General features: G+C 44.5%; 20 protein-coding genes, 2 tRNA genes, 2 riboswitches and 2 other annotated features. Of the genes, 10 read left to right on the forward strand and 12 right to left on the reverse strand.

Going from position 1 to position 23268, the window contains the following annotated elements; all coding sequences use genetic code 11:
- Positions 1 to 55: 55 nt before the first annotated feature.
- Positions 56 to 1051: an AraC family transcriptional regulator gene (locus T487_RS0105250; protein ID WP_242848020.1), complete on the reverse strand. Its 996-nt coding sequence runs from the start codon at positions 1049 to 1051 to the stop codon at positions 56 to 58.
- 185 nt (positions 1052 to 1236) lie between these two features.
- On the opposite strand from T487_RS0105250, the gene uxuA reads away from it, so the two are divergent.
- Entirely contained in the window at positions 1237 to 2280 is a 1044-nt protein-coding gene (uxuA, locus tag T487_RS0105255; RefSeq protein WP_031574926.1) for a mannonate dehydratase, read from the forward strand.
- Positions 2281 to 2351: 71 nt separating this feature from the next.
- On the opposite strand, the gene purR is transcribed toward uxuA, so the two are convergent.
- A complete protein-coding gene (gene purR / locus T487_RS0105260) occupies positions 2352 to 3164 on the reverse strand; it encodes a pur operon repressor (RefSeq protein WP_031574928.1) in 813 nt (270 codons plus the stop codon).
- A gap of 193 nt (positions 3165 to 3357) precedes the next feature.
- Between purR and murC the strand changes: the two genes are divergently transcribed.
- From murC to T487_RS0105280, 4 genes are all read left to right on the forward strand, one after another.
- Positions 3358 to 4743, forward strand: a complete 1386-nt coding sequence (gene murC, locus T487_RS0105265) for a UDP-N-acetylmuramate--L-alanine ligase (RefSeq protein ID WP_031574930.1) — start codon at positions 3358 to 3360, stop codon at positions 4741 to 4743.
- A 19-nt stretch (positions 4744 to 4762) separates the two neighbouring features.
- Complete coding sequence (locus T487_RS0105270; RefSeq protein WP_031574933.1) at positions 4763 to 5296, forward strand: GNAT family N-acetyltransferase; 534 nt, start codon at positions 4763 to 4765, stop codon at positions 5294 to 5296.
- A gap of 90 nt (positions 5297 to 5386) precedes the next feature.
- Positions 5387 to 5596, forward strand: a binding site (T-box leader).
- A 63-nt stretch (positions 5597 to 5659) separates the two neighbouring features.
- Positions 5660 to 7045 (forward strand): asparagine--tRNA ligase, encoded by a 1386-nt coding sequence (gene asnS, locus T487_RS0105275; RefSeq protein WP_031574936.1) that lies wholly within the window; start codon positions 5660 to 5662, stop codon positions 7043 to 7045.
- A 126-nt stretch (positions 7046 to 7171) separates the two neighbouring features.
- Complete coding sequence (locus T487_RS0105280; protein WP_081827556.1) at positions 7172 to 8047, forward strand: universal stress protein; 876 nt, start codon at positions 7172 to 7174, stop codon at positions 8045 to 8047.
- Between the two features lie 63 nt (positions 8048 to 8110).
- Here the strand turns inward: T487_RS0105280 and T487_RS0105285 are convergent, their stop codons facing one another.
- The gene (locus tag T487_RS0105285) at positions 8111 to 9184 is read right to left on the reverse strand and encodes a M24 family metallopeptidase (protein WP_031574941.1); all 1074 of its coding nucleotides are present in this window, start codon (positions 9182 to 9184) and stop codon (positions 8111 to 8113) included.
- 36 nt (positions 9185 to 9220) lie between these two features.
- Positions 9221 to 10666 carry a leucyl aminopeptidase gene (locus T487_RS0105290; protein ID WP_031574944.1) on the reverse strand — a complete coding sequence of 482 codons (1446 nt, stop codon included), beginning with the start codon at positions 10664 to 10666 and terminating at the stop codon, positions 9221 to 9223.
- Positions 10667 to 10887: 221 nt separating this feature from the next.
- Between T487_RS0105290 and T487_RS0105295 the strand changes: the two genes are divergently transcribed.
- Positions 10888 to 11736: a DegV family protein gene (locus T487_RS0105295; RefSeq protein WP_031574948.1), complete on the forward strand. Its 849-nt coding sequence runs from the start codon at positions 10888 to 10890 to the stop codon at positions 11734 to 11736.
- A gap of 39 nt (positions 11737 to 11775) precedes the next feature.
- A riboswitch (TPP riboswitch) is annotated at positions 11776 to 11879 on the forward strand.
- 74 nt (positions 11880 to 11953) lie between these two features.
- A complete protein-coding gene (gene thiT / locus T487_RS0105300; protein ID WP_051651530.1) occupies positions 11954 to 12637 on the forward strand; it encodes an energy-coupled thiamine transporter ThiT in 684 nt (227 codons plus the stop codon).
- Between the two features lie 90 nt (positions 12638 to 12727).
- Here thiT and T487_RS0105305 read toward each other — a convergent pair whose 3' ends face one another.
- From T487_RS0105305 to metG, 7 genes are all read right to left on the reverse strand, one after another.
- Positions 12728 to 13618: an Mrp/NBP35 family ATP-binding protein gene (locus T487_RS0105305; RefSeq protein WP_074542626.1), complete on the reverse strand. Its 891-nt coding sequence runs from the start codon at positions 13616 to 13618 to the stop codon at positions 12728 to 12730.
- A 10-nt stretch (positions 13619 to 13628) separates the two neighbouring features.
- Positions 13629 to 14453, reverse strand: coding sequence for a YhfM domain-containing protein (locus T487_RS0105310; RefSeq protein ID WP_051651531.1), 825 nt, complete (start codon positions 14451 to 14453; stop codon positions 13629 to 13631).
- Entirely contained in the window at positions 14450 to 15280 is an 831-nt protein-coding gene (rsmA, locus tag T487_RS0105315; protein ID WP_031574960.1) for a 16S rRNA (adenine(1518)-N(6)/adenine(1519)-N(6))-dimethyltransferase RsmA, read from the reverse strand. The genes T487_RS0105310 and rsmA overlap by 4 nt, the downstream gene beginning before the upstream one ends.
- On the reverse strand, positions 15273 to 15824 hold the full coding sequence (gene rnmV, locus T487_RS0105320) for a ribonuclease M5 (RefSeq protein WP_031574964.1): 552 nt from the start codon (positions 15822 to 15824) through the stop codon (positions 15273 to 15275). The genes rsmA and rnmV overlap by 8 nt, the downstream gene beginning before the upstream one ends.
- 120 nt (positions 15825 to 15944) lie before the next feature.
- Complete coding sequence (locus tag T487_RS15795; protein ID WP_051651532.1) at positions 15945 to 17138, reverse strand: 3D domain-containing protein; 1194 nt, start codon at positions 17136 to 17138, stop codon at positions 15945 to 15947.
- Between the two features lie 149 nt (positions 17139 to 17287).
- A complete protein-coding gene (locus T487_RS0105330) occupies positions 17288 to 18055 on the reverse strand; it encodes a TatD family hydrolase (protein ID WP_031574968.1) in 768 nt (255 codons plus the stop codon).
- 482 nt (positions 18056 to 18537) lie between these two features.
- Positions 18538 to 20457, reverse strand: a complete 1920-nt coding sequence (gene metG / locus T487_RS0105335) for a methionine--tRNA ligase (RefSeq protein WP_031574970.1) — start codon at positions 20455 to 20457, stop codon at positions 18538 to 18540.
- Positions 20458 to 20522: 65 nt separating this feature from the next.
- Positions 20523 to 20760 (reverse strand) — a binding site (T-box leader).
- A 251-nt stretch (positions 20761 to 21011) separates the two neighbouring features.
- On the opposite strand from metG, the gene T487_RS0105340 reads away from it, so the two are divergent.
- From T487_RS0105340 to T487_RS0105350, 3 genes are all read left to right on the forward strand, one after another.
- Positions 21012 to 21087: transfer RNA gene (locus T487_RS0105340), tRNA-Ala, on the forward strand.
- A gap of 86 nt (positions 21088 to 21173) precedes the next feature.
- Positions 21174 to 21260: transfer RNA gene (locus T487_RS0105345), tRNA-Leu, on the forward strand.
- A gap of 112 nt (positions 21261 to 21372) precedes the next feature.
- Positions 21373 to 21630 (forward strand): hypothetical protein, encoded by a 258-nt coding sequence (locus T487_RS0105350; protein ID WP_031574973.1) that lies wholly within the window; start codon positions 21373 to 21375, stop codon positions 21628 to 21630.
- Positions 21631 to 21660: 30 nt separating this feature from the next.
- On the opposite strand, the gene T487_RS0105355 is transcribed toward T487_RS0105350, so the two are convergent.
- A complete protein-coding gene (locus tag T487_RS0105355; protein WP_031574976.1) occupies positions 21661 to 22902 on the reverse strand; it encodes an aminopeptidase P family protein in 1242 nt (413 codons plus the stop codon).
- Between the two features lie 245 nt (positions 22903 to 23147).
- Positions 23148 to 23251: riboswitch (THF riboswitch) on the forward strand.
- Positions 23252 to 23268: the final 17 nt, after the last annotated feature.

Consider the following 23268-nt stretch of genomic DNA (forward strand, 5'->3'; position numbering starts at 1 on the left):
ACATCCACCGCTTTTTCATTGAATACTCTTTTGTTGTAAAATAAAGGCCCCTTCGTCAGAAAGAGGGCCCCTTGTTGTCTTCCACACTGCCCACGAGTCCTAAGTTCTCCCGTTCTGCCATCACAGACAGAAACTCCTTGGGTGTGATGCCATATTCATTTTTGAATGCCCGGAAAAAATTAGAATAATCACCAAACCCGCAGTTCTCATATACAGAAGTGATGGGCTGGCCCTCCAGGATGAGCCCTTTGGCTTTGATGAGTCTTTTCTGCACCACATATCGGTACAGTGTAGTTCCAGTGTACTTTTTGAACTCTCTGGAAAGATGATACTTGCTGATATAGAAATGGGAAGCCAGATCATCCATGGAGATCTCTTCTTCCAGATGTTCATTGATATAACTGATCACCGAATCAATGAGCTGATTTTTCTTAATCTGTGGCGGAAGCGTCTCCTCTTCCTCAAAGGACATCCGGTTCAGCTCCACCATCAGTTCCATAAGAAGTGCCTTCGGGAGCAAATCCTCTCCAAACCCCCGATGGGTTTCCTCCGCATGAAGCTTATCCAAGATTCCTCTTAGCAGCTGCTGGTTTTCCATACTCATGCGAAGAAGTGTCTTTTTGTTCTTATCCAGAAAACATCTCGTTAAGTCCGTTTTCCGGCTGGACAAGGATTTCAGATACTCTTTATTGATCCAGAGCACATACCGCTCATAGTTTTTTTCGGTTTCACCGATGACTGCCTGATGAAGCTCTTTATGGTTCACTAGAATGATATCCCCAGGAAACAGGTGGTAATTTCGGCCTTCGATCTGGTACTCCACTTCACCGTTCACAAAATAATACACCTCAAAAAAATCATGGTGGTGCAGGGAGACATTTTTGAACTGTTTATGCTTATAGTAAAAAAGCTCATAGTCCGTACGTTCCATATGTTGCCTTGTGGAATAATCATTGTTTCTCTTCGCCATGATTTTAGCTCCCTTATCGTAGTACTTCCATCTTAATCTATAATGAGCAATATTTGCAAGTCCCATAGCAAGTATCATCATCTTCAGAAATCTCCTTTTTGTGGTACTATGGAAGAAAGAAAGCGATTTCTTATGAAATTCACGTTTGTGAACAAAGCTTAAACAGTTTGTAAATCCTCCGTGGAATTTGCAGTCCGCTTTGTTTCAGACAAAAAGACATTTGGCAGCATGACCCAATAAATAATAATGTACAGGAGTTGAATGGAATGAAATTATCTTTCCGCTGGTACGGAGAAGACGATCCAGTAAAGATCGGCTACATCCGACAAATCCCTAATATGTATAGCGTTGTGACCGCAGTGTACGATGTGCCCGTTGGCGAAGTATGGTCTGTGGAAAGCATCGAAAAGCTCAAAAAGACCACAGAAGACAATGGTCTTCATTTTGATGTCATTGAGAGCGTACCCGTCCATGAGGACATCAAGCTGGGACTTCCCACCCGTGAGAAGTTCATCGAAAACTACAAAGAAAATATCAGAAGACTTGGCAGTGCTGGTGTAAAAGTAATCTGCTACAACTTTATGCCGATATTCGACTGGACAAGAACTCAACTGGATTATGTTCTTCCAGACGGTTCCACCGCTCTTGTGTATTTCAAGAAGCAGCTGGAAAAAATGGATCCGCTCACTGGTGAACTTTCTCTCCCAGGATGGGATGCAAGCTACACCAAGAAGGATCTCAATGATCTCTTTGAAAAATACAAGAGTGTGGATGAGGAGAAGCTCTTCGAAAACCTGGAGTATTTCCTGAAGGCGATTATTCCTGTAGCAGAAGAAGCAGGGGTCAAAATGGCCATCCATCCGGATGATCCACCATACTCCATCTTCGGACTCCCAAGAATCATCACTGGCGAAGAAAATCTGGACCGCTTCCTGAAACTTGTGGACAGTGAATACAATGGCCTCACCTTCTGTACTGGATCCTTCGGTTCCAGCAACAAGAATGATGTGGTGGCTATGGTGGACAAATATGCGGCCATGGGCAGAATACACTTCATGCACATCCGTAACGTCAAGCTCTACGAAGATGACAGCTTTGAAGAAAGTGCTCATTATTCCCCATGCGGATCCCTGGATATCGTGGCCATCATGAAGGCGCTTCATAAGAACGGCTTCGACGGCTATCTGAGACCAGACCATGGAAGAATGATCTGGGGCGAAACCGGACGTCCAGGCTATGGACTCTACGACAGAGCACTGGGTGCCTCCTATATGACTGGCATCTGGGAAACCCTCGATAAACTCAAGTAGTTTCTAAAAACCCTTCCCATATAAAAGGAGCATTCCAGCCGGAATGCTCCTTTTCATTTCCTATGTTTCAATTATGGTCTTCTGGATGCTTCTACACTGATGTTTCCTTCTTCATCCACACCTCTGTAATCCACCAAAGACACGTACCCTGTAGGCATCTTCTTCACCACTTCCTTGTTGTCCACAAGGACGCCGATGCCTACCAGTTCTGAGTCAAACTCATTTAAAAGATCTGAGATTCCGTGGACTGTCCCCCCAGCTCTCAGGAAGTCGTCAATGAAAAGACACTTGGAGGAGGACTTTAATGTTCTCTTCGCAAGCCCCATGTTTCCGAGCCTTCCTGTGGTTCCGGACACGTAGTTGATGGTGACACTTGTGCCCTCTGTGACTTTGGAGTTCTTTCTTGCGACGATGAGAGGTACGCCTAAATATCTGGCTACCTCATAAGCAAGAGGGATTCCTTTTGTTTCCACCGTAATCACATAGTCTGCCTTTACTTTGGCAAACTTGGAGGCCAGGATGATACCTGCTTTGTGCACAATGGTGGGATCCAGCATGATGTCCGTGATGTAAAGAAAATTACCAGGAACAATCCTTGATTTATCCCTTAGTGTCTCACATATGGACTCTTGAAAGGCCTCTTCCTCTTCTCTACTCATTCTGGCCAGATAACGGACTCCACCAGTTGCCCCAGCAATAGTTTCCACTTTGCCCATATCCATGGCTTCCAGAATCTCACGGATGACAAGAATATCCTCACTGATGGTGGATTTCGCGGCATTGAGCATTTCTGAAAAATAATTGAGACTCATAATTTTATTGGGATTTTCGATTAGAATCTTGGTGATTGCACTGATTCGGCTGTTCCTCGAATACTTCTGCATGAACGGACCTCCTACTAAACTATTCTCATTCTATATTTTAGCTTAAAATCGAATGTTTTTCAACACATCTAACACGAATATTCGTATCAATACCAAGTGTTTTTTTTATATTCCCTACTTCATTCCGATTAAAAAGCACTTTCTGGCTCCTGATTTTTGGTATATGATAGGTAAGGAAGGAAGTGTAGAAAAAATGTTGTTTGATTTAAAAGAGTATGAGAATAAGAAGGTTCATTTTATCGGAATCGGCGGAGTCAGCATGAGCGGTCTTGCTGCCATCCTTCTGAACAATCAGGTAAAGGTCACTGGCTCTGATTTTAAAGAGTCCAAAAATACAGAGAAACTGAAAGAAAGAGGCGCCATCATTTTTAATGGCCATCATAAAGAAAATATTACAGACCAGGACATCGTCGTCTATACAGCTGCCATCCGGGAAGACAACGAGGAGCTAAAAGAAGCACGGGCAAAGGGCATCAAGACCTATGACCGGGCAGAATTCTTAGGTCACCTCATCAAGAACTTCACCAATTCCATAGCTGTCACCGGAACCCATGGAAAGACCTCCACCACCTCCATGCTGTCTGCCATTTCATTAGCGGATGAAAAAGACCCCACCATTCTTGTGGGGGCAAATCTTCCACTCATTGGTGGAAATTACCGTATTGGAGACAGCGATTTCTTTATTACGGAGGCCTGCGAATATAAAGCATCCTTCATGCAGTTCCCAGGAAAAGTGGCACTGATCCTCAATGTGGAAGCAGACCATCTGGATTACTACAGAGATCTTCAGCACATTTTAGATACGTTCAAGGAATATATCACCGTTATGCCAAAAGAAGGTACTGTGGTTGCCAACGCCGATGATCCGAACATGGACTACATTCTTCAGAATGCTGAAGTGGAAGTCCTTACCTTCGGGATTCATAAAGGCAGACTGAAAGCAGAGAATATAAAGTTTGATGAGATGGGAAGAGCTTCCTTTGATGTGGTCCATGATGGAAGGCTTCTAATGCCCATCCATCTGAAGGTGCCAGGTGAGTTCAATATCTATAATGCACTAGGTGCCATTGGCGCGTCCCTTTCTTCGGGAATCTCTATGGAAGGGATCAAAAAAGGACTGGAAGGGTATGAAGGGGTCGATAAAAGATTCCAGCACCTTTATACCAAAAACGGCATCATCGTTCTGGATGATTACGCCCATCACCCAGGGGAGATCAAAAATGCCCTGGAGACTGTCCTAAAGATGAAGCACAATAAAATCCACGTGGTGTTCCAGTCTCATACCTACACCAGAACAAGAGCACTTTTTCAGGAGTTCTCAGAGTGCTTTGATGACATGGATACGCTTCTCCTTCTGCCGATTTTTGCAGCAAGAGAGCCAGACACTGGTCTTGTCTCCTCCGAAGAGCTGGGAGATGCCATCCGAGCGAGAAAAACGGTGAAAACCATCAATGTGACAGAGTTTGACGAAGCAGCAAGATACCTGAAAGATATCGCCCAGCCAGGAGACATCATCCTCACCATGGGTGCGGGAGAGTCCGTGAAAGTGGCAGAGGCTTTAGAACCTCTACTGGACTAGAAAAGAGTTGGAGGTGCCTATGATGAAGATTCATTGCCGAAGGCTGGAACTTGAAGAATCCGGACGCATCCGGGAAATCAACGCTTCCCAATATATCAGGCGCGCCTACCGGGAAGTGGATGGAATTCGGCAGCTGGTGGAAATCAATTATCAGGATCCTGATTTTCCGGAAGGTTTTGAAAATCATTTGAAAAGACTCCAGAAAACCATACAATCCGGTGGATTTGCCTGTGGTGCTTTTCATGAGGATGGTGCTTTGGTTGGATTCATCACAGTGGATCCGGAAGTTTTCGGCTCCACTTCAAGATATGTATTATTGGATCAGCTTTTCATTTCTCTCCCCCACCGGGGAAAAGGAATCGGCACCCTGCTCCTTCATCATGCGAAAGAGTCTGCATCCTCCTGGGGCGCAGAAAAACTCTACATCTGCGCAGGATCTGCCGAGGAAACCATTGCCTTCTATTTTATCCAAGGCGCCGTGGAAGCATCAGAAATCAATCCGGTGCTATATGAAAATGATCCCCGGGATTTCCAGCTGGAGCTATTTCTGTAGAACAGGCCTCTCAGCTCCAAAGCTTTCAACAAAGCTTTTCACCCCTTGTCAGCCAAGGGGTTTTGTTATATACTTAGGAAAGCACAAATGACAAATGTGAAGATGGGAAGAGTACAAAAGGAAACCTCTTGTAGAGAGCCGGGAATGGTGGAAGCCTGGCAGTAAGGACCTTTTCGAAAAACGACCCGTAGCATCTCTTTGGAAGGAAGAGTACAGAGGGACGGACCTGCCGTTATCGGATAAAGTTGACAGGGCACAGCTCTGTAAATTGGGTGGTACCGCGAGATCCTCGTCCCTTTGTGGAGACGATGGTCTTTTTTTATACACTAAAACAAAACGAAGAAAATAAAGGAGTGAAGTCCCATGGTAAAAGTAAAAGAACTTTATAGAAACGCACAGGACTATGAAGGTCAGTCAGTCCGCCTCAACGGCTGGATCCGCACCTCCAGAGTGTCCAAATCTTTTGGTTTTATTGAACTGAATGATGGAGGATTCTTTAAAAACGCGCAGATTGTTTTTGACGAGTCTCTGGAGAACTTTCAGGAAGTAGCCAAATATCACATTGCCACCGCCATCACCGTGGAGGGTACAGTGATTTATACCCCTGATGCCAAGCAGCCCTTTGAGATCAAAGCCAGCGAAATTCTTCTGGAGGGAGCTTCTTCCTCAGATTTTCCGCTGCAGAAAAAACGTCATACCTTTGAATACTTACGAACCATCGCTCACTTAAGACCTCGCGGAAACACCTACTCTGCAGTATTTAGAGTCAGAAGCCTGGCTGCCTTTGCCATCCATAAATTCTTCCAGGAAAGAGGCTTTGTCTATGTGCATACTCCAATTATCACAGGAAGCGATGCAGAAGGTGCAGGAGAAATGTTCCATGTATCCACACTGGACCCTAAGAACCCTCCTCTGACCGAAGCAGGAGACGTGGACTACACCGAAGACTTCTTCGGCAAGATGGCAAACCTTACGGTATCCGGTCAGCTGAACGCTGAAGCTTATGCCATGGCCTTTAAGGATGTTTATACCTTCGGCCCTACCTTCCGTGCAGAAAACTCCAACACTGCAAGACATGCTGCAGAGTTCTGGATGATCGAACCTGAGATTGCCTTTGCGGATCTTAAGGACAACATGAAGCTTGCTGAGGATATGCTGAAATATGTCATCTCCTATGTCATGGAAGAAGCGCCAGAAGAAATGGCTTTCTTCAACCAGTTTGTGGATAAGACCCTCCTGGAGAGACTGAACTTCATTGTAAACTCAGAATTCAAGAGAGTCACCTACACCGAAGCCGTAGAGCTTCTGGAGAAGTCCGGCAAGAAATTTGAATACCCTGTCAAGTGGGGCAGCGATCTGCAGACTGAGCACGAAAGATATCTTACAGAAGAGATCTTCAAAATGCCGATCTTTGTTACCGACTACCCTAAGGAGATCAAAGCTTTCTATATGAGACAGAATGAGGATGGAAAGACCGTTGCAGCCATGGACTGCCTCGTTCCGGGCGTTGGTGAAATCATCGGTGGTTCCCAAAGAGAGGAACGTATGGATGTCCTAGTAGATCGTATCAAGGAGCTGGGTCTTCATGAGGAAGATTACTGGTGGTACCTGGAGCTTAGAAAATACGGCGGTACGAAGCATGCCGGGTATGGACTGGGCTTTGAACGCCTCATCATGTACATCACTGGCATGACAAACATCCGAGACGTCATTCCCTTCCCAAGAACCACAGGAAATGCAGAATTCTAAAAAGAGCCTTCGGGCTCTTTTTTCTTTCGTATATTATTTCATTTATAAATTTTCCGTTAAATTGTCTTAATTTTCAATATATTGGTGGTAAAATAGAGATAACAACCATAGACAAAGGGGGACTTAATGATGTTTAAAAACCTACTCGTCATCAAAGAACAGCTTCCTTATGACCATCACGTGCTTCAGTTTGCAAAGTCTCTGAAATTTCTGGGCGCGGAGGAGATTACCCTTGCCAGCCATCTGCTTCCCCATCCAGAGAAGAGACATGAAAAATATGATCCAGAGGTCGTCTCAAAGGATCTGGAAGATCTGAAAGAGATGGGCTATACTTTGGAATCCATGGATCTTGAAGGACTTCCTGTAGAAAAAGTTCACGACCTCGTAGAGTATATGGAACCCTATGACTCCCTCATCCTTGCTGGCGCAAAAGTATCTTCTATTGGCAAAAGGATTTTCGATTCAGAGTTTGCTTATGAACTCATTCAGATGCCAAGTAAACCCATCCTTCTGGTCAGAGTGAAAGAAGAAGAAGACGGAAGCTTCAGCTCCATCCCACAGGATGGTCTGAACGAAATGAGCCACGTGCTCTTCCCCACAGATTTCTCAGAAAACGCCTATCATGCATTCACCTACCTTGAAAAAATGGTGGAGAAAGGCCTGAAGAAAGTTACGCTCATGCACATTCAGGACATCGCAAAAATCAGCCCTTATCTGGACTATCGGATCATTGAATTCAACCAGATTGACCGTGACCGGCTGGATGCCTTACGAAAACGCTTGGAAGAAAAAGGCGACGTGGAAGTGGAGGTAGTCCTTGAAATCGGCAGACCTTTTAGAGAAATCAACCGCGCCATTGATGAAAAGCACTTTGATCTCGTTATTTTAGGAAGACAGGGAAAAGGCATCATGATGGATCTTTTCATCGGCAGCAACAGCAATAACTTGGCCAGACGCGCCAAGACCTCGGTGCTTCTGATTCCAAGAGCGGAGGAAAAGTAGCAAATAGCCATATATAAACTCAAAGGATCCGGTGAACTCCTCACCGGATCCTTTTACTGTCATTTATTTCAAATATAGTTCTTTGGGATAACTGTTCAGTACTTCGCAGCCGTCTTCTGTCACTAGGACAAGATCTTCAATCCGGACACCAAACTTCCCTTCCAGATAAATCCCTGGTTCCACAGAGAAAATCATCCCTGGTTCCAGAAGGCTGTCATTGGCCGAAGAAACATCTCCAGTTTCATGGACTTCAATCCCAATGGAGTGCCCTGTACGGTGGGTAAAATAGGGTCCATATCCTTTTTCTTCAATGACACTTCGGGCAGCTCTGTCAATATCACTGAATCTTACGCCCGGTTTCACCAAAGAGATGGCTTTCTTATTGGCTTCCAGCACTGTTTCAAAGACTTCTTTCTCTTTTTCTCCCGCTTCACCAAAGAAAATGGTTCTGGTCATATCCGAGCAGTAATTGTTTTTTCTGCACCCGATGTCAAGAATCACCGCATCCCCATGTTTCAGAAGTCTTCCTCCGTTCTCATGATGCGGATTCGCGCCATTTTTATCAAAAGCGATGATGGGTGTAAAAGAATATCCTTCTGCGCCAAGATCAAAATAGATCTTCTTCAGCAGATCTTCCGCTTCCAGCTCCGACATATTCTCTTCCAAAGATTCGATGAGCATATGCATCGCTTCATCATTGAGTCTGGAGGCTGCTCTCATGAGCTTCTGCTCCTCCTCATCTTTAATGGCTCTGATTTGATCCAGAAGAATGGATGAATTCGTCACATCACTGGTACCCATGGTTTGCATCAAGCGAATGAGAAAGCCCGATGGCCAGTTCTTATCTACTCCAATGGTTTTCCCCTTCTCCAAATGCTCTGACAAAATAATGATGGCATCAGAGGTATCCTTCAGCCACACAAAATCAAGCTCCTCTGATTCCTTTTCCGGAAACAGTTCATTGATGAAAAGACAAGGTTTCCCCGCTTCCTTCACCAGGAGGACCAGGAGTCTTTCTCCCGCCTCAATCCACTTGCCTGTAAGGTAGAAGATAGACGCTGCGTCCGTCACCAGCACCTGGGACAGCGCATGCTCTTTCATCTTCCCTCTCAATGCTTCCAATCTGTTCTGATACATGAAATCACCTCCAAATATTCTCCATAAAGATCCGCCTTAACAGCCGCCTTTATTCTCACCCTTCACATAGTAGTAAAGAGTCTTCACAGGCATACCTGTTGCTCCCTTAGGCAGATATCCTCTGGCACTTTCAATGTCTGATGTGCCTGCGATGTCCAAATGCACCCATGGCTTCCCTTCTACGAACTCTTCGATGAAGGCTGCCGCTGTGCTGGCTCCACCCCATCTTCCACCAGTGTTCTTCAGATCTCCACGGTCTCCCTTGATGAGATTCTTATACTCTTTGGATAATGGAAGCTGCCAGAGCGGTTCTCCCGCTTCTTTTGCCGCTGTCTTGATTTTATCAAGAAGCTCCTCATTGTTGGTGAAGGCACCCGTATTGAATGCACCCAGCGCAACCACGCAGGCTCCAGTTAATGTTGCCACATCTACAACCTCAACCACATGTTCATGGGTGATGGCATAGTATACAGCATCCGCCAGGGTCAGTCTGCCCTCTGCATCTGTACTGTGGATCTCAATGGTCTTGCCCAGCATACTGCCCACAACATCTCCAGGCACATAGGCATCTCCAGAAATCACATTATCTGTGGCAAGAACCACCGCAGTGACATTCTTCTTCAGCTGGTTCAGTGCAATGGCCTTCATGGCACCAATCACCGCACCGGAACCACCCATATCTCCATTCATGGTATACATGGAAGGACCTGGCTTGATGGAGTATCCACCTGTATCAAAGGTGACACCTTTACCCACAAGGCCCAGTGGGGCTTCATCCTGGCCACCCTTATAGCGCATGATGATTCCTCTGGGTTCATTGGTGGATCCCTTGGCAACGGCCAGAAACGCTTTCATATTAAGAGCCTCGCAGGCTGCTCTGTCTAAAATCTCCACTTCCACACCCAGTGGTTCTAAAGCTTCTTTTGCTCTTTCGGCCAGTTCCACTGGTGTCAGAGTGATGGCAGGTTCATTGATGAGATTCCTTGTGAGGAACACACCCTCCATAAGATGCTCCATTTCCTTTAATCCAGGCAACACCTTTTCTTCTTTTCCTTCCAGCAGTCCAAAGGAGACTTCCTCCAGATGGAACTCCTGTTTCTTGGAAAGGTATTTGTCAAATCTGTATTCTGCATGGTAAAGTCCTTCTGCAAAAGCCTTTGTAGACTTTTTATAGCACAGGTTCGCATGCTTCTTCAGTGACACCGTGGCTTTCTGCACTTTCAGCTTGGACAGTTCCTTCGCTCCCTTAAAAGCAGCAAGTCTTAGAATTTCTTCCTCTACTTTTGCTTCTTCTCCCAGTCCCAGGAACACCAGAGTTTTATCTTCAGAAAGATTCACATAACTGTAAACTTCTCCTTCTTCTCCCTTGAAAAGATTCTTTCCTTTCAGCTGTTCTACGATGTCTCCATAGGCAGCTGGAACCAGATCCTTTGAAACTAGAATCAGTTCTGCATCATATTGATTTCCGATGGTTATTTTCATGTATTGTACCCCTTTCAAATTTGATCTCTACTCTCTATTTTACATGAAGCAGATGAGAAAAAGTATCAAAAACTGAAAAACCTGCGTATAGAATAAAAATCTCTGTACTTCAAAGTGCTTTTCCTGTGAGGTTTTTTCCCTCTCTGTTCACGGCTTCTTCATTGAATGGGATGGTCCCAGGTGTTATACTTTAGAAAAAGAACATTCTTTTGGAGGAAACTATGCAAAAAATCGCAATATTTACAGACAGCGCTTGTGACCTGACCGATGCGGAACTGAAAGAATACGGCATCCGGTTCCTTCCGCTACAGATCATTTATAAAGACAGTTCCTACCGGGACCGCGTGGAGATCAGCGCAGATGAAGTGTACGGCAATCTGGAAGTAGAAGTGCCAAAAACCAGTCTGCCCACAGGCACAGACATCGATGCCCTTTTCACGGAGCTCAAGAAGGAAGGATACACTCATGCCATTGGCGTCATGATCTCCGGTGGACTTTCCGGTACGGCAAATTCCGTAAAACTCGTGGCGGAGGAGCACCCAGAAATAGAAACCTACATTTATGACACCAAAAATCTGTCCATCTCAGAAGGGATTATGGCACTGAAGGCTGCAAAAATGGTCAGAGACGGTCTCTCCTTCGAGGCGATCAAAGAAGCTCTGCCAGAAGAGAAAAAGAGTGTAGACACCTACTACTGCCTGGCCACCTTGGAATATCTCATCAAAGGCGGCCGAATCGGTAAGGTTTCCGGGACCATTGGGCAGATGCTGAACATCAAGCCCATCATTTATGTCAACGAGGAAGGAATCTACGTCACCCTGGATAAAGCAAGAGGAACCAAACAGGCTTATATGAAGCTTGTGAGCATTTTAAAAGAAAACCTGGAGAAGACCAAGTGTAAAGTTTATGTCATGCATGGTGGTGCAAAAAAAGAAGCCCAGGATATGGTGGAAAGAATCAAGGATCTTCCTGGCATTTTGTCCCTGGAGTTCAGACAGATTTCTCCTGCACTTGGCGTGCATACAGGACGTGGCCTCATCGGTATCGCAGTGGAGCGGATGTTCACTTAGGTCACTACTTGACAAATAATAACAGTAATACTACAATAGAGCCATGGCTAGGGGTGCTTTCAACAAGCTGAGAGACAATATCATTGTCAACCCTGTTACCTGATCTGGTTAGTACCAGCGTAGGGAAGCGGATAAACGAATGTTTTAACTGCCTTACCCTAAAAAGTAAGGCAGTTTTTGTTTTAATCCTAGCCTTCGAAAAAAAGGAGGTAAAATTATGTCCAATCTACTCGAAAGCGTAAAAGAAGCGCTTCAGTCCCTCGTCACCAATCCCACGTCCATCGGTGCCCTGGTGATCCTTTTCGCCCTCATCGTCTTTGTGATGGTGGTAAAAAAGGTGAAGCTGACGCCACTTCTCATGGCTCAGATCAGTCTTTCTGTGGCCATTTGTGCAGTGCTGAACGCATTCCCTCTCTTCAAGATGCCACAGGGGGGAAGCGTAACGTTAGCTTCTACACTTCCCATCGTCATCATGGCCTTTGCCCATGGTCCTGAAGTGGGGATGCTCACTGGATTCCTCTTTGGCGTCGTGAACCTTTTCCTGGGACCTTACATCATTCATCCACTGCAGACTCTTCTTGACTATCCGCTGCCCTTCATGCTGGTCGGCGCTTCCGGATACTTCAGGCAGCGCCACTTTGGAAGCATTGTGGGGCAGGTACTGAGACTTCTCATGCATGTGCTGTCCGGCGTGATTTTCTTTGCTTCCTATGCCCCCGTTGGCCAGCAGGAAGGCCTTGGACTCTGGCTCTACTCCATCAGCTACAATGGAAGCTTTGTTCTTCTGGAGACGGTGATTCTTCTCGTCATCATCACGGTGCTGCCCTGGGAGAGATTCATGAAAACCTTAGGGAGCCGGAGGCAATTGACGCTGAAGAAACACGAGACCCATGCACTATAGATCATGACTATTGGGAGCCAAAAGCTCCCTTTTTTTCTGCAAATAAGAAACACCATCCGGATTGATGATACTCTCCAGATGGTGTTTTTTCTATAGGAATGGAATGGTCTTTTTCTTTACCGCTTTATTTCTTGCGTATATTTCCTGCTCATCGTTTCTGAACGCTTCCATGATGACGTCATACTCTGGATTTGTTGCAGAGAATCTTTCCGCCTGACCTGCCTCCAGATGTTCACTGAAATCAGGGTTTATGGGAAGCTCCGCAAGCAGTGGCAGTCCCATTTTTTCCGCTTGGCTTTCTGCAGTGTTTCTTGTGAACACATTCATCTTCTCGCCACAGTGGTTGCACTTGATGTAGGACAGGTTCTGGATCACGCCCTTTACAGGAATCTCCAGCTTCTCTGCCATGTTCACCACTTTCTGCACAATCATGGAAACCATATTCTGAGGAGTGGACACCATCACAAGATAATCCACAGGGAACTGCTCCATGATGGTCATGGCCACATCTCCCGTTCCTGGCGGCATATCGATGAGAAGATAATCCAGTTCACCCCAGTCCGTATCTGTGAAGAGCTGCATGAGGACGTTGCCAAGTACTGGACCTTTCCAAAGAAGAGGCTCCTCCTCTTCAATCATAAAGTTCATGGAAATGGTCTTGATGCCAAGGCCCGTTTCCACTGGAACAAACTTGAACACATTTTCTACGTCTGTAGGCGCATATCCAGTTCTTTCCTTCTCCAGACCAAAAAATCTTGGCATGGATGGACCTGTGATGTCTCCGTCCAGGACGCCCACCTTATAGCCGAGCTTTCTCAGCTGAACTGCAAGCACTCCTGTGACGGTGGACTTTCCAACACCGCCTTTTCCGCTGATGACACCCACCACATGTTTGATCTTCCCATACTTAGGTTTGATCAAGTCACATTTCATGTCTTTGAGACATTTATTCTTTACTGCGCAAGTTGCACATTTAATCATAAGAACCTCCCTAGAATCCTTCCGGTTTAGTATCTGACAGGATCGTTTCCCATCCTGTCATTTCATTGGCATACTTTCCATAAACGTAGTATACCTTCGTTGTATGGTCGCTTTCCACCTTTGCCGTCACCATTGCTTTATAAACGATGGTGGTATACCCTTGGGTCTTGACCTCCAAGACCACATCTGCTTTCTCTCCATGGGAAAGAATCACAGCGCCTTCTTTCAGGGCTTTCTCCCTGAAATCTTCGATGTCTCTGGAAAGCTGGTACTTTAATGTCTCCACATCATTATAGAATTTTATGCCAATACTCTTTCCATTATACTCTTCTTTCACCATTTTGATAAGGTGCAGAAAAGACCCATAATAAATGTCCTCGAAGAACTTTGGCTTCCGGATGGCATAGAGGTTTTGAATAAGATGATTGTCGATTCGGTCCGTCACAATGTACTTCCCGTCCTCACTGTAGAAGTTTGCTTTCTTCTGATTGGACATACCCGCCACATAATTGTAGTACCGTACATTTCCGTCCAGATCATGGATCTCAAAGATATAGTCCGCCTCATGGCTTATAATCTCCTCTGCATGCTTTGCGGAAGAGAGGCTCTCATAAAGGCCGTTGATGGTGCTTTTATCTGTGACGATGAAACGGAATCCCTTGTCTCTTGTGCTTTGAATGATGATGGTGGAAATATCTGGGGACTTTAAGTATTCAAAATCCGTATTCTTGAAACCATATTTCACTTTCAGATCTTCCAGTCTGCCGCATCCCACAAAAAGAAGCATCACGAGAAGCAGACTGAAAAAAGCCGTCAGTCTTTTCCTCCTGCTCATTTCACTCTCTCCTTAATGACATTGGAAAGCTCTGCGAATTTCTCCACAGACAAGGTTTCCCCTCTGGCTTTCAGATCAATGCCCGCTGCCTCCAGCACTTCTTCAATGAACTCCCTGGTATATCCTAGGGACTTCAGATTGTTTGAGAGAGTTTTTCTTCTCATGGTGAACACCATCCGAACAATCTTAAAGAAAAGTGCTTCATCTTCCACATGCGCTCTGGGCTTTTCAAGCTTTGTCAGGCGGATGACAGTGGAATCCACTTTAGGTCTTGGCATAAAAGATTCCGGTGGGACACTTCTCACGATTTTCGTGTCACAATAATACTGGACCAGCACCGATAAACTCCCATAATCTTTAGTTCCAGGCACAGCATCCATTCTCTCTGCCACTTCCTTTTGGATCATGATGGTCAAAGAGGAAAACACTACCTTGTCATTCAGAATCTTCGTGATGATGGGCGTAGTCACATAGTATGGAAGATTTGCCACGAGCTTGATCTCTTTTCCTGGATAGACCGCATCCAGCTGCACCTTTGTGGCATCTCCATGGATGAGATGAAAGTTCTCATATTCTTTCAGCTCTTCCTTTAGAATGGGCAGAAGCTTGTCATCCAGTTCTATGGCGGTTACAGAAGCTGCCTCTTTCAGCAGTTCCCTCGTAAGGGTTCCCACCCCTGGACCAATTTCAATGACATAATCCTCTTTGGACACCTCTGCTCCTTTTACAATGTCTCTTACAATGTTCTGGTCCACAAGAAAGTTCTGACCCAGACTCTTGGTGAACCTGAACTGATACTTCTCTACTAATTCTCTTGTATTACTCATCCCTAAACTCCTCAAAATTATTCACAACCGCTTCCATAAACTCTTCTTTTGAAATCCTGAAAGAATTCAGTTTGGATAAGAAGGAACTGGAATTTCCATAACCGATCCCCAGTGCCTTTCCTAAAATCTGTCTTCTGTTTTTGGAATCTTGTGCACCCGTTAGCTTAAAATACTGCATATCCCTCATACTGAAGGTAATGACAGGGTCTTCCATCACTGCTTTCGCTTTGGAGAGGGCTCTTAAGATGGCTTCAGGGGCCGCATTCTCCACACCGATGTCTCCATCTTTAAAGCCTTCCTCCCGCATGATATAAGCATGCTTGGCCTCTGGCACTCTTTTGGCAATCATCCGCCTGATTCTTTCTCCTGCGTGATCCGGATCCGTCAGTATGATGACCCCGGTCCTTCGGGAGGCTTCTTTGATCTTGTCCATGGAGGCTTTATTGATGCCATATCCGCTGACAGAAATCACCTCTGCGTCCACCGCCTTTTTCACCGCTGACACATCATCTTTTCCTTCAACCACAATTACTTCTTTAATCATTGTTTTTACTCACCTTCAAAATTTCTACCCTTTATTATAACAGATAAAATAAAAAACCCCTAAAAAAGGACCAAGAAGCATAACACTTCTCAGCCCTTTTGGGATGTCTTATCTCGAGATTTACTCTAGAATGTAAATGGTGACGGTTCTACGTCCCCATCGGTATGCTTCTGCAGTGCTGTTCACATAGATGTCGATCTTATTGCCTTTAATGGCTCCGCCCACATCTTCTGCGATGGCATATCCGTAATTTTCAACATATACTTTTGTACCCAGCGGAATCACACTTCTATCCACCGCGATGGTGGACCATCCATTGGGATTTCTCACAGGTTTTGTTCCGGTTGCTGTGATGCCATGTCCTGCATAAGCTGTGGCCACAACTCTGAATGAACTGGAATAGTTCAGAGAGCTTGGCAGTGCGGATCCTCTAGATGCTGCCAGAGAAGAGGTTGATGGCTTCTTCGCATAGACAGCGGTATTCTTTGTACCCACATGCACGATCTTATCCACAGCTTCTTTCAGCACTTCTGTGGAAAGAACTTCTTCTGTTACTTGAACTCCGTCTTCAAAGGTCAGCTTCTTGGTGACGATACGTTCACCCTTGACGCCTTCCTGCTTTACAACAGTCTTTCCCTTGTCGATGGTGCTGTCCTTCTTTTCCTGAACAGCAAACGCAATGCTCTGGTTTTCCTCCACCACTTCTGTGGTGACACGTACGATGGTGATGGCCATGCCGTTTGCAATGGCATCTTCCATGGTAGCAGAGACCTTATCCAGTTCATTGACCACTACATTCTCTGCAGTGAAAAATGCACCTACAGTCTTTTCTGGTGTTAAATAAGTTACCTCGCTGCCATCTGCAATCAAAGTCACCCCAACAGCACGGTCAATATTGACCTTCATGCCACTAGTTACTTCGTCTTCCAGGGATGCGGATACTTTATCCTTTTCCATTACAGCAATATTCTCAGTTTCAAAAAAAGCGCCTACGGTTTTCTCTGGGGTCAAATAAGATGTTACTGTCCCATCAATTGATACCTGCACAGGAACTGCACGGTCAATCTGGATCATATCTTTTTTCCCTAAGGATTCGTTTGTATTTTTGCTTAATTTGTCTTTTTCAGCAATGGTGATTCCATTTTCTGCCAAAACTTCCTCAACAGTGTCTTTAAATGTTGATACTACTTGCTCTTTTCCATCGATAACAATTGTAATGTTCTTCATCATACTGTCTACAGCAATGACCACTGTCATAATTACAGCGGCTGCAAACAGGGCAATGAATACACTCTTTGAAAAATATCTTTTCATATTACCCTCCTTTGAGCTACGGACCTATTATATCCGCGCCTCAAATCGGTGTCAAAAAATAGCGATAGTCATTGACGCTCAACGATTATCGCTATTAAATATTTTAAATATGAATAAATTGTTAACGATATTCTTCACAAGTCCTCGTGCTAAATCTGAAAGAGTTTTCTCATGTTCTTTTCCGTTGCTGCCAGCACTTCTTCTTTTGAGATGTTTTTGATCTCTGCGATCTTTTCCGCAACACCATAAAGATAATCAGAACGGTTTCTCTTTCCTCTATAGGGCACTGGAGCCATATAAGGGGCATCGGTTTCAATAAGAAGTCTTTCCAATGGAATTTCAGCTACCACATCCGGTAGTTTTCTCGCATTTTTGAAGGTTAGTACTCCTGAAATCCCCAGATAACCTCCAATCTTTATGATCTCTCTTGCCATCTCCACACTTCCAGAATAGGAATGAAAAACAGAAGTGACCTCTTTGTATTCCTTCGCCATAGAAAGTACATCCTCATGGGCTTCTCGATCATGCAAAATAATTGGAATCCCAAGGGTTTTCGCTATCTCATACTGAGATCTTAAGGTTTTTTTCTGTACCTCTTTGGGTGGATTTGACTCCCAGTAGTAATCCAGCCCCACTTCTCCAACTGCAACAAATTTATCTCTCTTTAAAATTTCCAGAAGCTCTTTTTCCACTTCTTCATTATACTCCTCCGCATGCTCCGGATGGATCCCAACAGCACCATAAATATAGTCATGGTTTTCCACCAGCTCCACGGTCTTTTTGACGGAGGCATAATCGGAACTCATATTTAAGATGGCTCCTACACCATTTTCCTTCATTTCTTTCAGAAGCTCTTCCCGATCTTCATCAAACTGCTCATCATCATAGTGCGCATGGGAATCAAAAATCTTCTCCATAACCTTCCTCCTGCTCTTCACTTGTGAAGTGAAAACTTTACATTCATGTACGAATTGTAAACATATTAAGCGAATGTTCATCATCTGTACACAATTATAAAAACCCATTGATTCTCAAGGACTTTTCCACTTGTAAAGGATTCTTCACAGCTATTAATTTTCTAAAACGTCTCTATTTCGTAAGTTTTTTGTCATAATTGGACCCTTTTTCGCACTGTTTTTTTACTTTTCTTGGTCGTACACACTAAAAAATGAGTCCTTTTTCAGTGTACCATGAATTATTGTGCACATCAAAATGAAAAGCTCGAATTCACATCTTTCCCTTTCCACGATAATAACAGAACCCGTTGCCAAAATATTACAGAACTCTAGAGTTTTGTTTCATTCCCCCCTCACTCTCCAATCTCGTCTATGGAAAAAGGAGGCTCATAGCACTTCTTCAACGCGCAGAACCTCCTTTCCTATATATGTAGAGATTGGATTTAACTGACTATAGTTCCTTCTTCCATTTCTTTATCCAGTGAGACAATGGATAAAGCGTCCTCATCAGAAGCAGCGAGGATCATCCCCTGGGAGAGTTCCCCTCTAAGCTTTACAGGTTTCAGGTTCGCTACAAGGATTACTTTCTTTCCAATGAGATTCTTTGGCTCGTAGTGCTCTGCGATGCCGGACACCACTTGTCGGATCTCATTTCCAAGATCCACTTTCAGCTTCAGAAGCTTCTTGGCTCCCTTGATCGGTTCGCATTCCAGCACTTTCACCACACGAAGATCAAGCTTTGCAAAATCATCAATGGTAATCTCTTCCTTTAAAGGCTTCACATCTTTCTTAGGTGCTTGAGAAGCATTCAGTGCATCCAGCTCTTCCAGCTTCTTCTCCACATCAATTCTAGGGAAGATGATTTCCCCCTTGGCTACGGAAACGCCCGCCTTGGTTCCACCAAAGCTCTTCACACTTTCAAAGGAGATATCTTCTGCGCCAATCTGCTCTTTGACCTTCTGCGCTGTGGTAGGCAGGAACGGCTCCACAAGAGCGGCGACAATTCTTAAAGTCTCCACCAGATTGTACAGTACGCCCCCAAGTCTTGCTTTCTTTTCTTCATCTCTTGCAAGAATCCAAGGTGTAGTTTCATCAATGTACTTATTCGCTCTGCCAATGAGGGTCCAGATATGGCTCAGCGCCTCTGGAATCTTCAGTGTATCGATGGCTTCTCCAACGAGTACACTGGTCTTTTCTGCAAGCTGTACCAGATCCTTGTCAAAGTCTCCTTCGTCACATCTCTCTGGAATGACCCCTTCAAAATACTTGTCCACCATGGAGACACTTCTGGACAGAAGGTTTCCAAGATCATTGGCAAGGTCGGAGTTGATTTTCTTGATGAAGGTTTCATTGTTGAAAAGTCCGTCGCTGCCGAAAGGAATCTCTCTTAATAAGAAGTAACGCACCGCATCCACGCCAAAATGCTCCACAAGAACCACTGGGTCCACCACATTTCCTTTGGATTTGGACATCTTTCCACCATCCACAAGAAGCCAGCCGTGGCCAAACACCTGCTTGGGGAGTTCGATATCTAAAGCCATGAGCATGATGGGCCAGTAAATGGTATGGAATCTTAGGATATCCTTTCCAATGAGATGCACATCAGCGGGCCAGTACTTCTTATATAATGTGTCGTCATTTAAGCCATATCCCAAAGCTGTGATGTAGTTAGAAAGCGCATCGATCCATACATAGACCACATGCCCCTCATCAAAGGTCACGGGAATGCCCCAGTTAAAGCTGGTTCTCGATACACAAAGATCCTGAAGACCCGGTCTTAAGAAGTTGTTGAGCATTTCATTTTTTCGGGATTCCGGCTGAATGAAATGAGGATGATCCTCGATGTGCTTGATGAGCCTGTCTGCATATTTGCTCATTTTGAAGAAGTAGGCTTCTTCCTTAGCCTTTTCTACTGCTCGTCCGCAGTCTGGGCACTTGCCATCCTTCAGCTGTGAATCTGTCCAGAAGGATTCATCTGGTGTGCAGTACCATCCTTCATAAACGCTCTTGTAGATGTCTCCCTGGTCATAAAGCTTCTTGAAAATATCCTGAACTACCTTGATGTGATCCGCATCGGTGGTTCTGATGAACTTGTCATAGCTGATGTCCATGAGTTTCCACAGATCTTTGATGCCTGCAACGATATGGTCCACATACTCTTTAGGGGTCACACCTTTGTCTTCTGCCAGTCTTTGGATTTTCTGGCCATGTTCATCGCTTCCAGTGAGGAACATCACATCAAAGCCGTCTTTCCTCTTGTACCTTGCCAGTGCATCAGCTGCCACTGTGGTATACGTATTTCCGATATGCAGGTTTGCTGATGGATAGTAAATGGGGGTTGTAATGTAATAGGTTTTCTTCATGAATCCTTCCTCCTAAATCAGTTCAATGTTACAAACAAAAAAGTCTCTATGATCTGAATCCAGATCATAGAGACGTGTTTTACAACGTGTTACCACTCTACTTTGCAGCCGCTTCACAGCAAGACTGCCTCAAAAGGTGACTCCTTATCACCCTGCCCTTTAACGGTGGCATCCGTGCATCCTGATTATTCAGATGCAAGACTCCAAGGCCATCTTCCAGAATTTCCTATTTACCCCTCTTGCACCAACCCGGAGGCTCTCTGAAAATCATCCATTCTGTACTCTTCTCTTCTTCGTCTATATATCGTACTTTATTCTAGCAAAGAAGATGAAAATATGCAATGATTCCTTCTTTTTTGTTCTTCCTCCTGGCAGAACCTGATAGAACCCGGAAAAACCTCTGCTGTCCAAGGAGAAATCAGTCCGCTCTTTGGAAGGAGCATCTGCGATTCAAGATTTTATCAAGCTTTATCAAGCTTTATCAAGCTTTGATGAATTTTTATCTCCTTTCCTATAGATATTTTCCCGTTCCTGTTATATAATATAATTTGTTTGGGGGCGTAGCTCAGCTGGGAGAGTGCCACACTGGCAGTGTGGAAGTCGTGGGTTCGAGTCCCATCGTCTCCACCATTATTTTTTTCACCGTCAAGAAATAAATCCTTGACAAAACCCTATGAACACTGATATAACAGTATAGTAGGTTTTAAACAGAATATGCAGATATGGCGGAATTGGCAGACGCGCTAGCTTCAGGTGCTAGTGGGGGAAACTTCGTGCAGGTTCGACTCCTGTTATCTGCACCACAAAGAATGATCTTTTCTATGGAAGAGATCATTCTTTTTTGCTTTTCATTTCTTCTCCAGATTTTAAACATGATATACTGATATAAAAAAGAGAAGAAAGGAACCGCATTTGATGAATTATAAAATCAGTCATTATATTTTCCTGGCAGGACTTTTTCTCGGGGTCATTTTCTACACTTTAGCCGCTTCCCTAGGAGAAGGTAGTGGCTCTCTAGGAAAAGTGCTCAGCTATCTGGCCATCGGGACTCTTCTTATGGGACTGCTGCAGTACGCGCTTTATTACCGCTGCCCCCACTGCAAGAAACCTCTCATCAGCATCAAAGGAAGAATCCCAGAATCTTGCCCTCACTGCAAAAAAGACATGAGCTGAAAAATTATAGCTCATGTCTTTTTTCATTATTTATCTGCCTGCAAGAAAGGCTTCTACCTCTTCAGGACGGATTGGAATGTCCTTGGAGAGATTCTCCATGCCATCTTTTGTGATCAGGATGTCATTTTCCAGCCGGATGCCAATGCCTTCCTCTTCAATATAGAGACCAGGCTCCACTGTAATGACCATACCTTCTTCCAGGAGACCTTCTCTTCTGCCCACATCATGGGTATCCAGTCCCAGAAAATGAGAGGTATTGTGATAATAATATTTTCTCACCTCTTCATCCTTTTCGATGAGTCCCAGAGCTTTCAGTTCTTTTGCATAGATCTCATGAACCAGTTCATTGATTCTTGCATAAGGAACACCTGGCTTCAAAATCTTCAGCACTTCATCATGGGCTTTCAGGACGATGTCATAGAACACTCTCTGCCTTTCGGTGAACTTACCACTCACAGGGAAGGTTCTTGAAATATCAGCGCTATAATAGCCATACTGTGCACCCAGGTCCAGAAGCACCAGATCGTTCTCCTTCACTTCTGCGTCATTTGCTACATAGTGCAGCACTGTAGCATTCTGCCCCGCAGCACAGATGGTGGTGAAGGCAAAGTCCTTCACGCCATGACTCTTCAGGGTGAAATTGAAATGAGCCTCCAGCTGATATTCTTTCATACCAAGCTTGGCATTTCTCATGAGATTTCCAATCCCTTCCTTGGTGATTGCAATGGCCTTCTTCATGAGGGCAATCTCTTCTTCTGTCTTATATACTCTCAGCTTGCAGATTTCGTTATAGATGTTCTTCACACGCACCTGAGGGTACTTGGCCGAAATTTCTTTTGCAAACAGGACACCCTTTGTATCTGGGCTTCCATAACTGTCTTTCTCAAGATCCAGATAGATTCTGGAAAGATCATCTTTAAAAATACTCTGATTTAGGAAACCTTCAAAGGTATCCAGGAATCTTACTTCCTCCACTCCAGATACTTCCTTTGCTTTTTCTTCAGATATGGTTTCTCCTACCCATTTCACCAGGACCGGATCTCTTCTTTTGATAAAAAGAATATCTTCCACTTTTCCAGCGGTTTTTCTCAGGGCTAAGATTACATGCTCCTCTTCTATACCTGTCATATAATAGAAGTTTCTGTTTGGTGTGAAGTCATAGGCTGCATCCGCAGACTTCTTAGGCGCTTCCCCTGCAAAAAGAAGCAGCAGAGACCCTTCTTTCATTCCATCCGCAATGCGGCTTCGGTTGTTCTTATGAAAATCTTTCATGACATCCTCCTCAAATATACGATAGTCTTCTTTCTTGATTGTATCACAGCTGAAAAAATCTAAAACCCAGAAAATACTGAAATCTGGTTTATTTCATTAAAAACTAGTACTGAACCCGTACGATTATAAGAGTTCTGTGCATTCTGATTTCTCCCTCTCAATTAATTGGGCTAAACTTAATCGCGCTTGTGTTATTTCTTGTGAAAATATTGAAAAAGTCTTCCGGATTGCATACAATGAGAGTAGGCAAAGTAGGTTGATGTGCGTTAAGTGCCAGATGGACGGGAAGTTGCCACTGGACGAAAAACTGCTTTACCAGTTTACGGTACATCATCCGCATTCCGTTGCCACACAAGGAGTCTTCTC

Source organism: Proteiniclasticum ruminis DSM 24773 (assembly GCF_000701905.1).
GTDB classification, from domain to species: domain Bacteria; phylum Bacillota; class Clostridia; order Clostridiales; family Clostridiaceae; genus Proteiniclasticum; species Proteiniclasticum ruminis.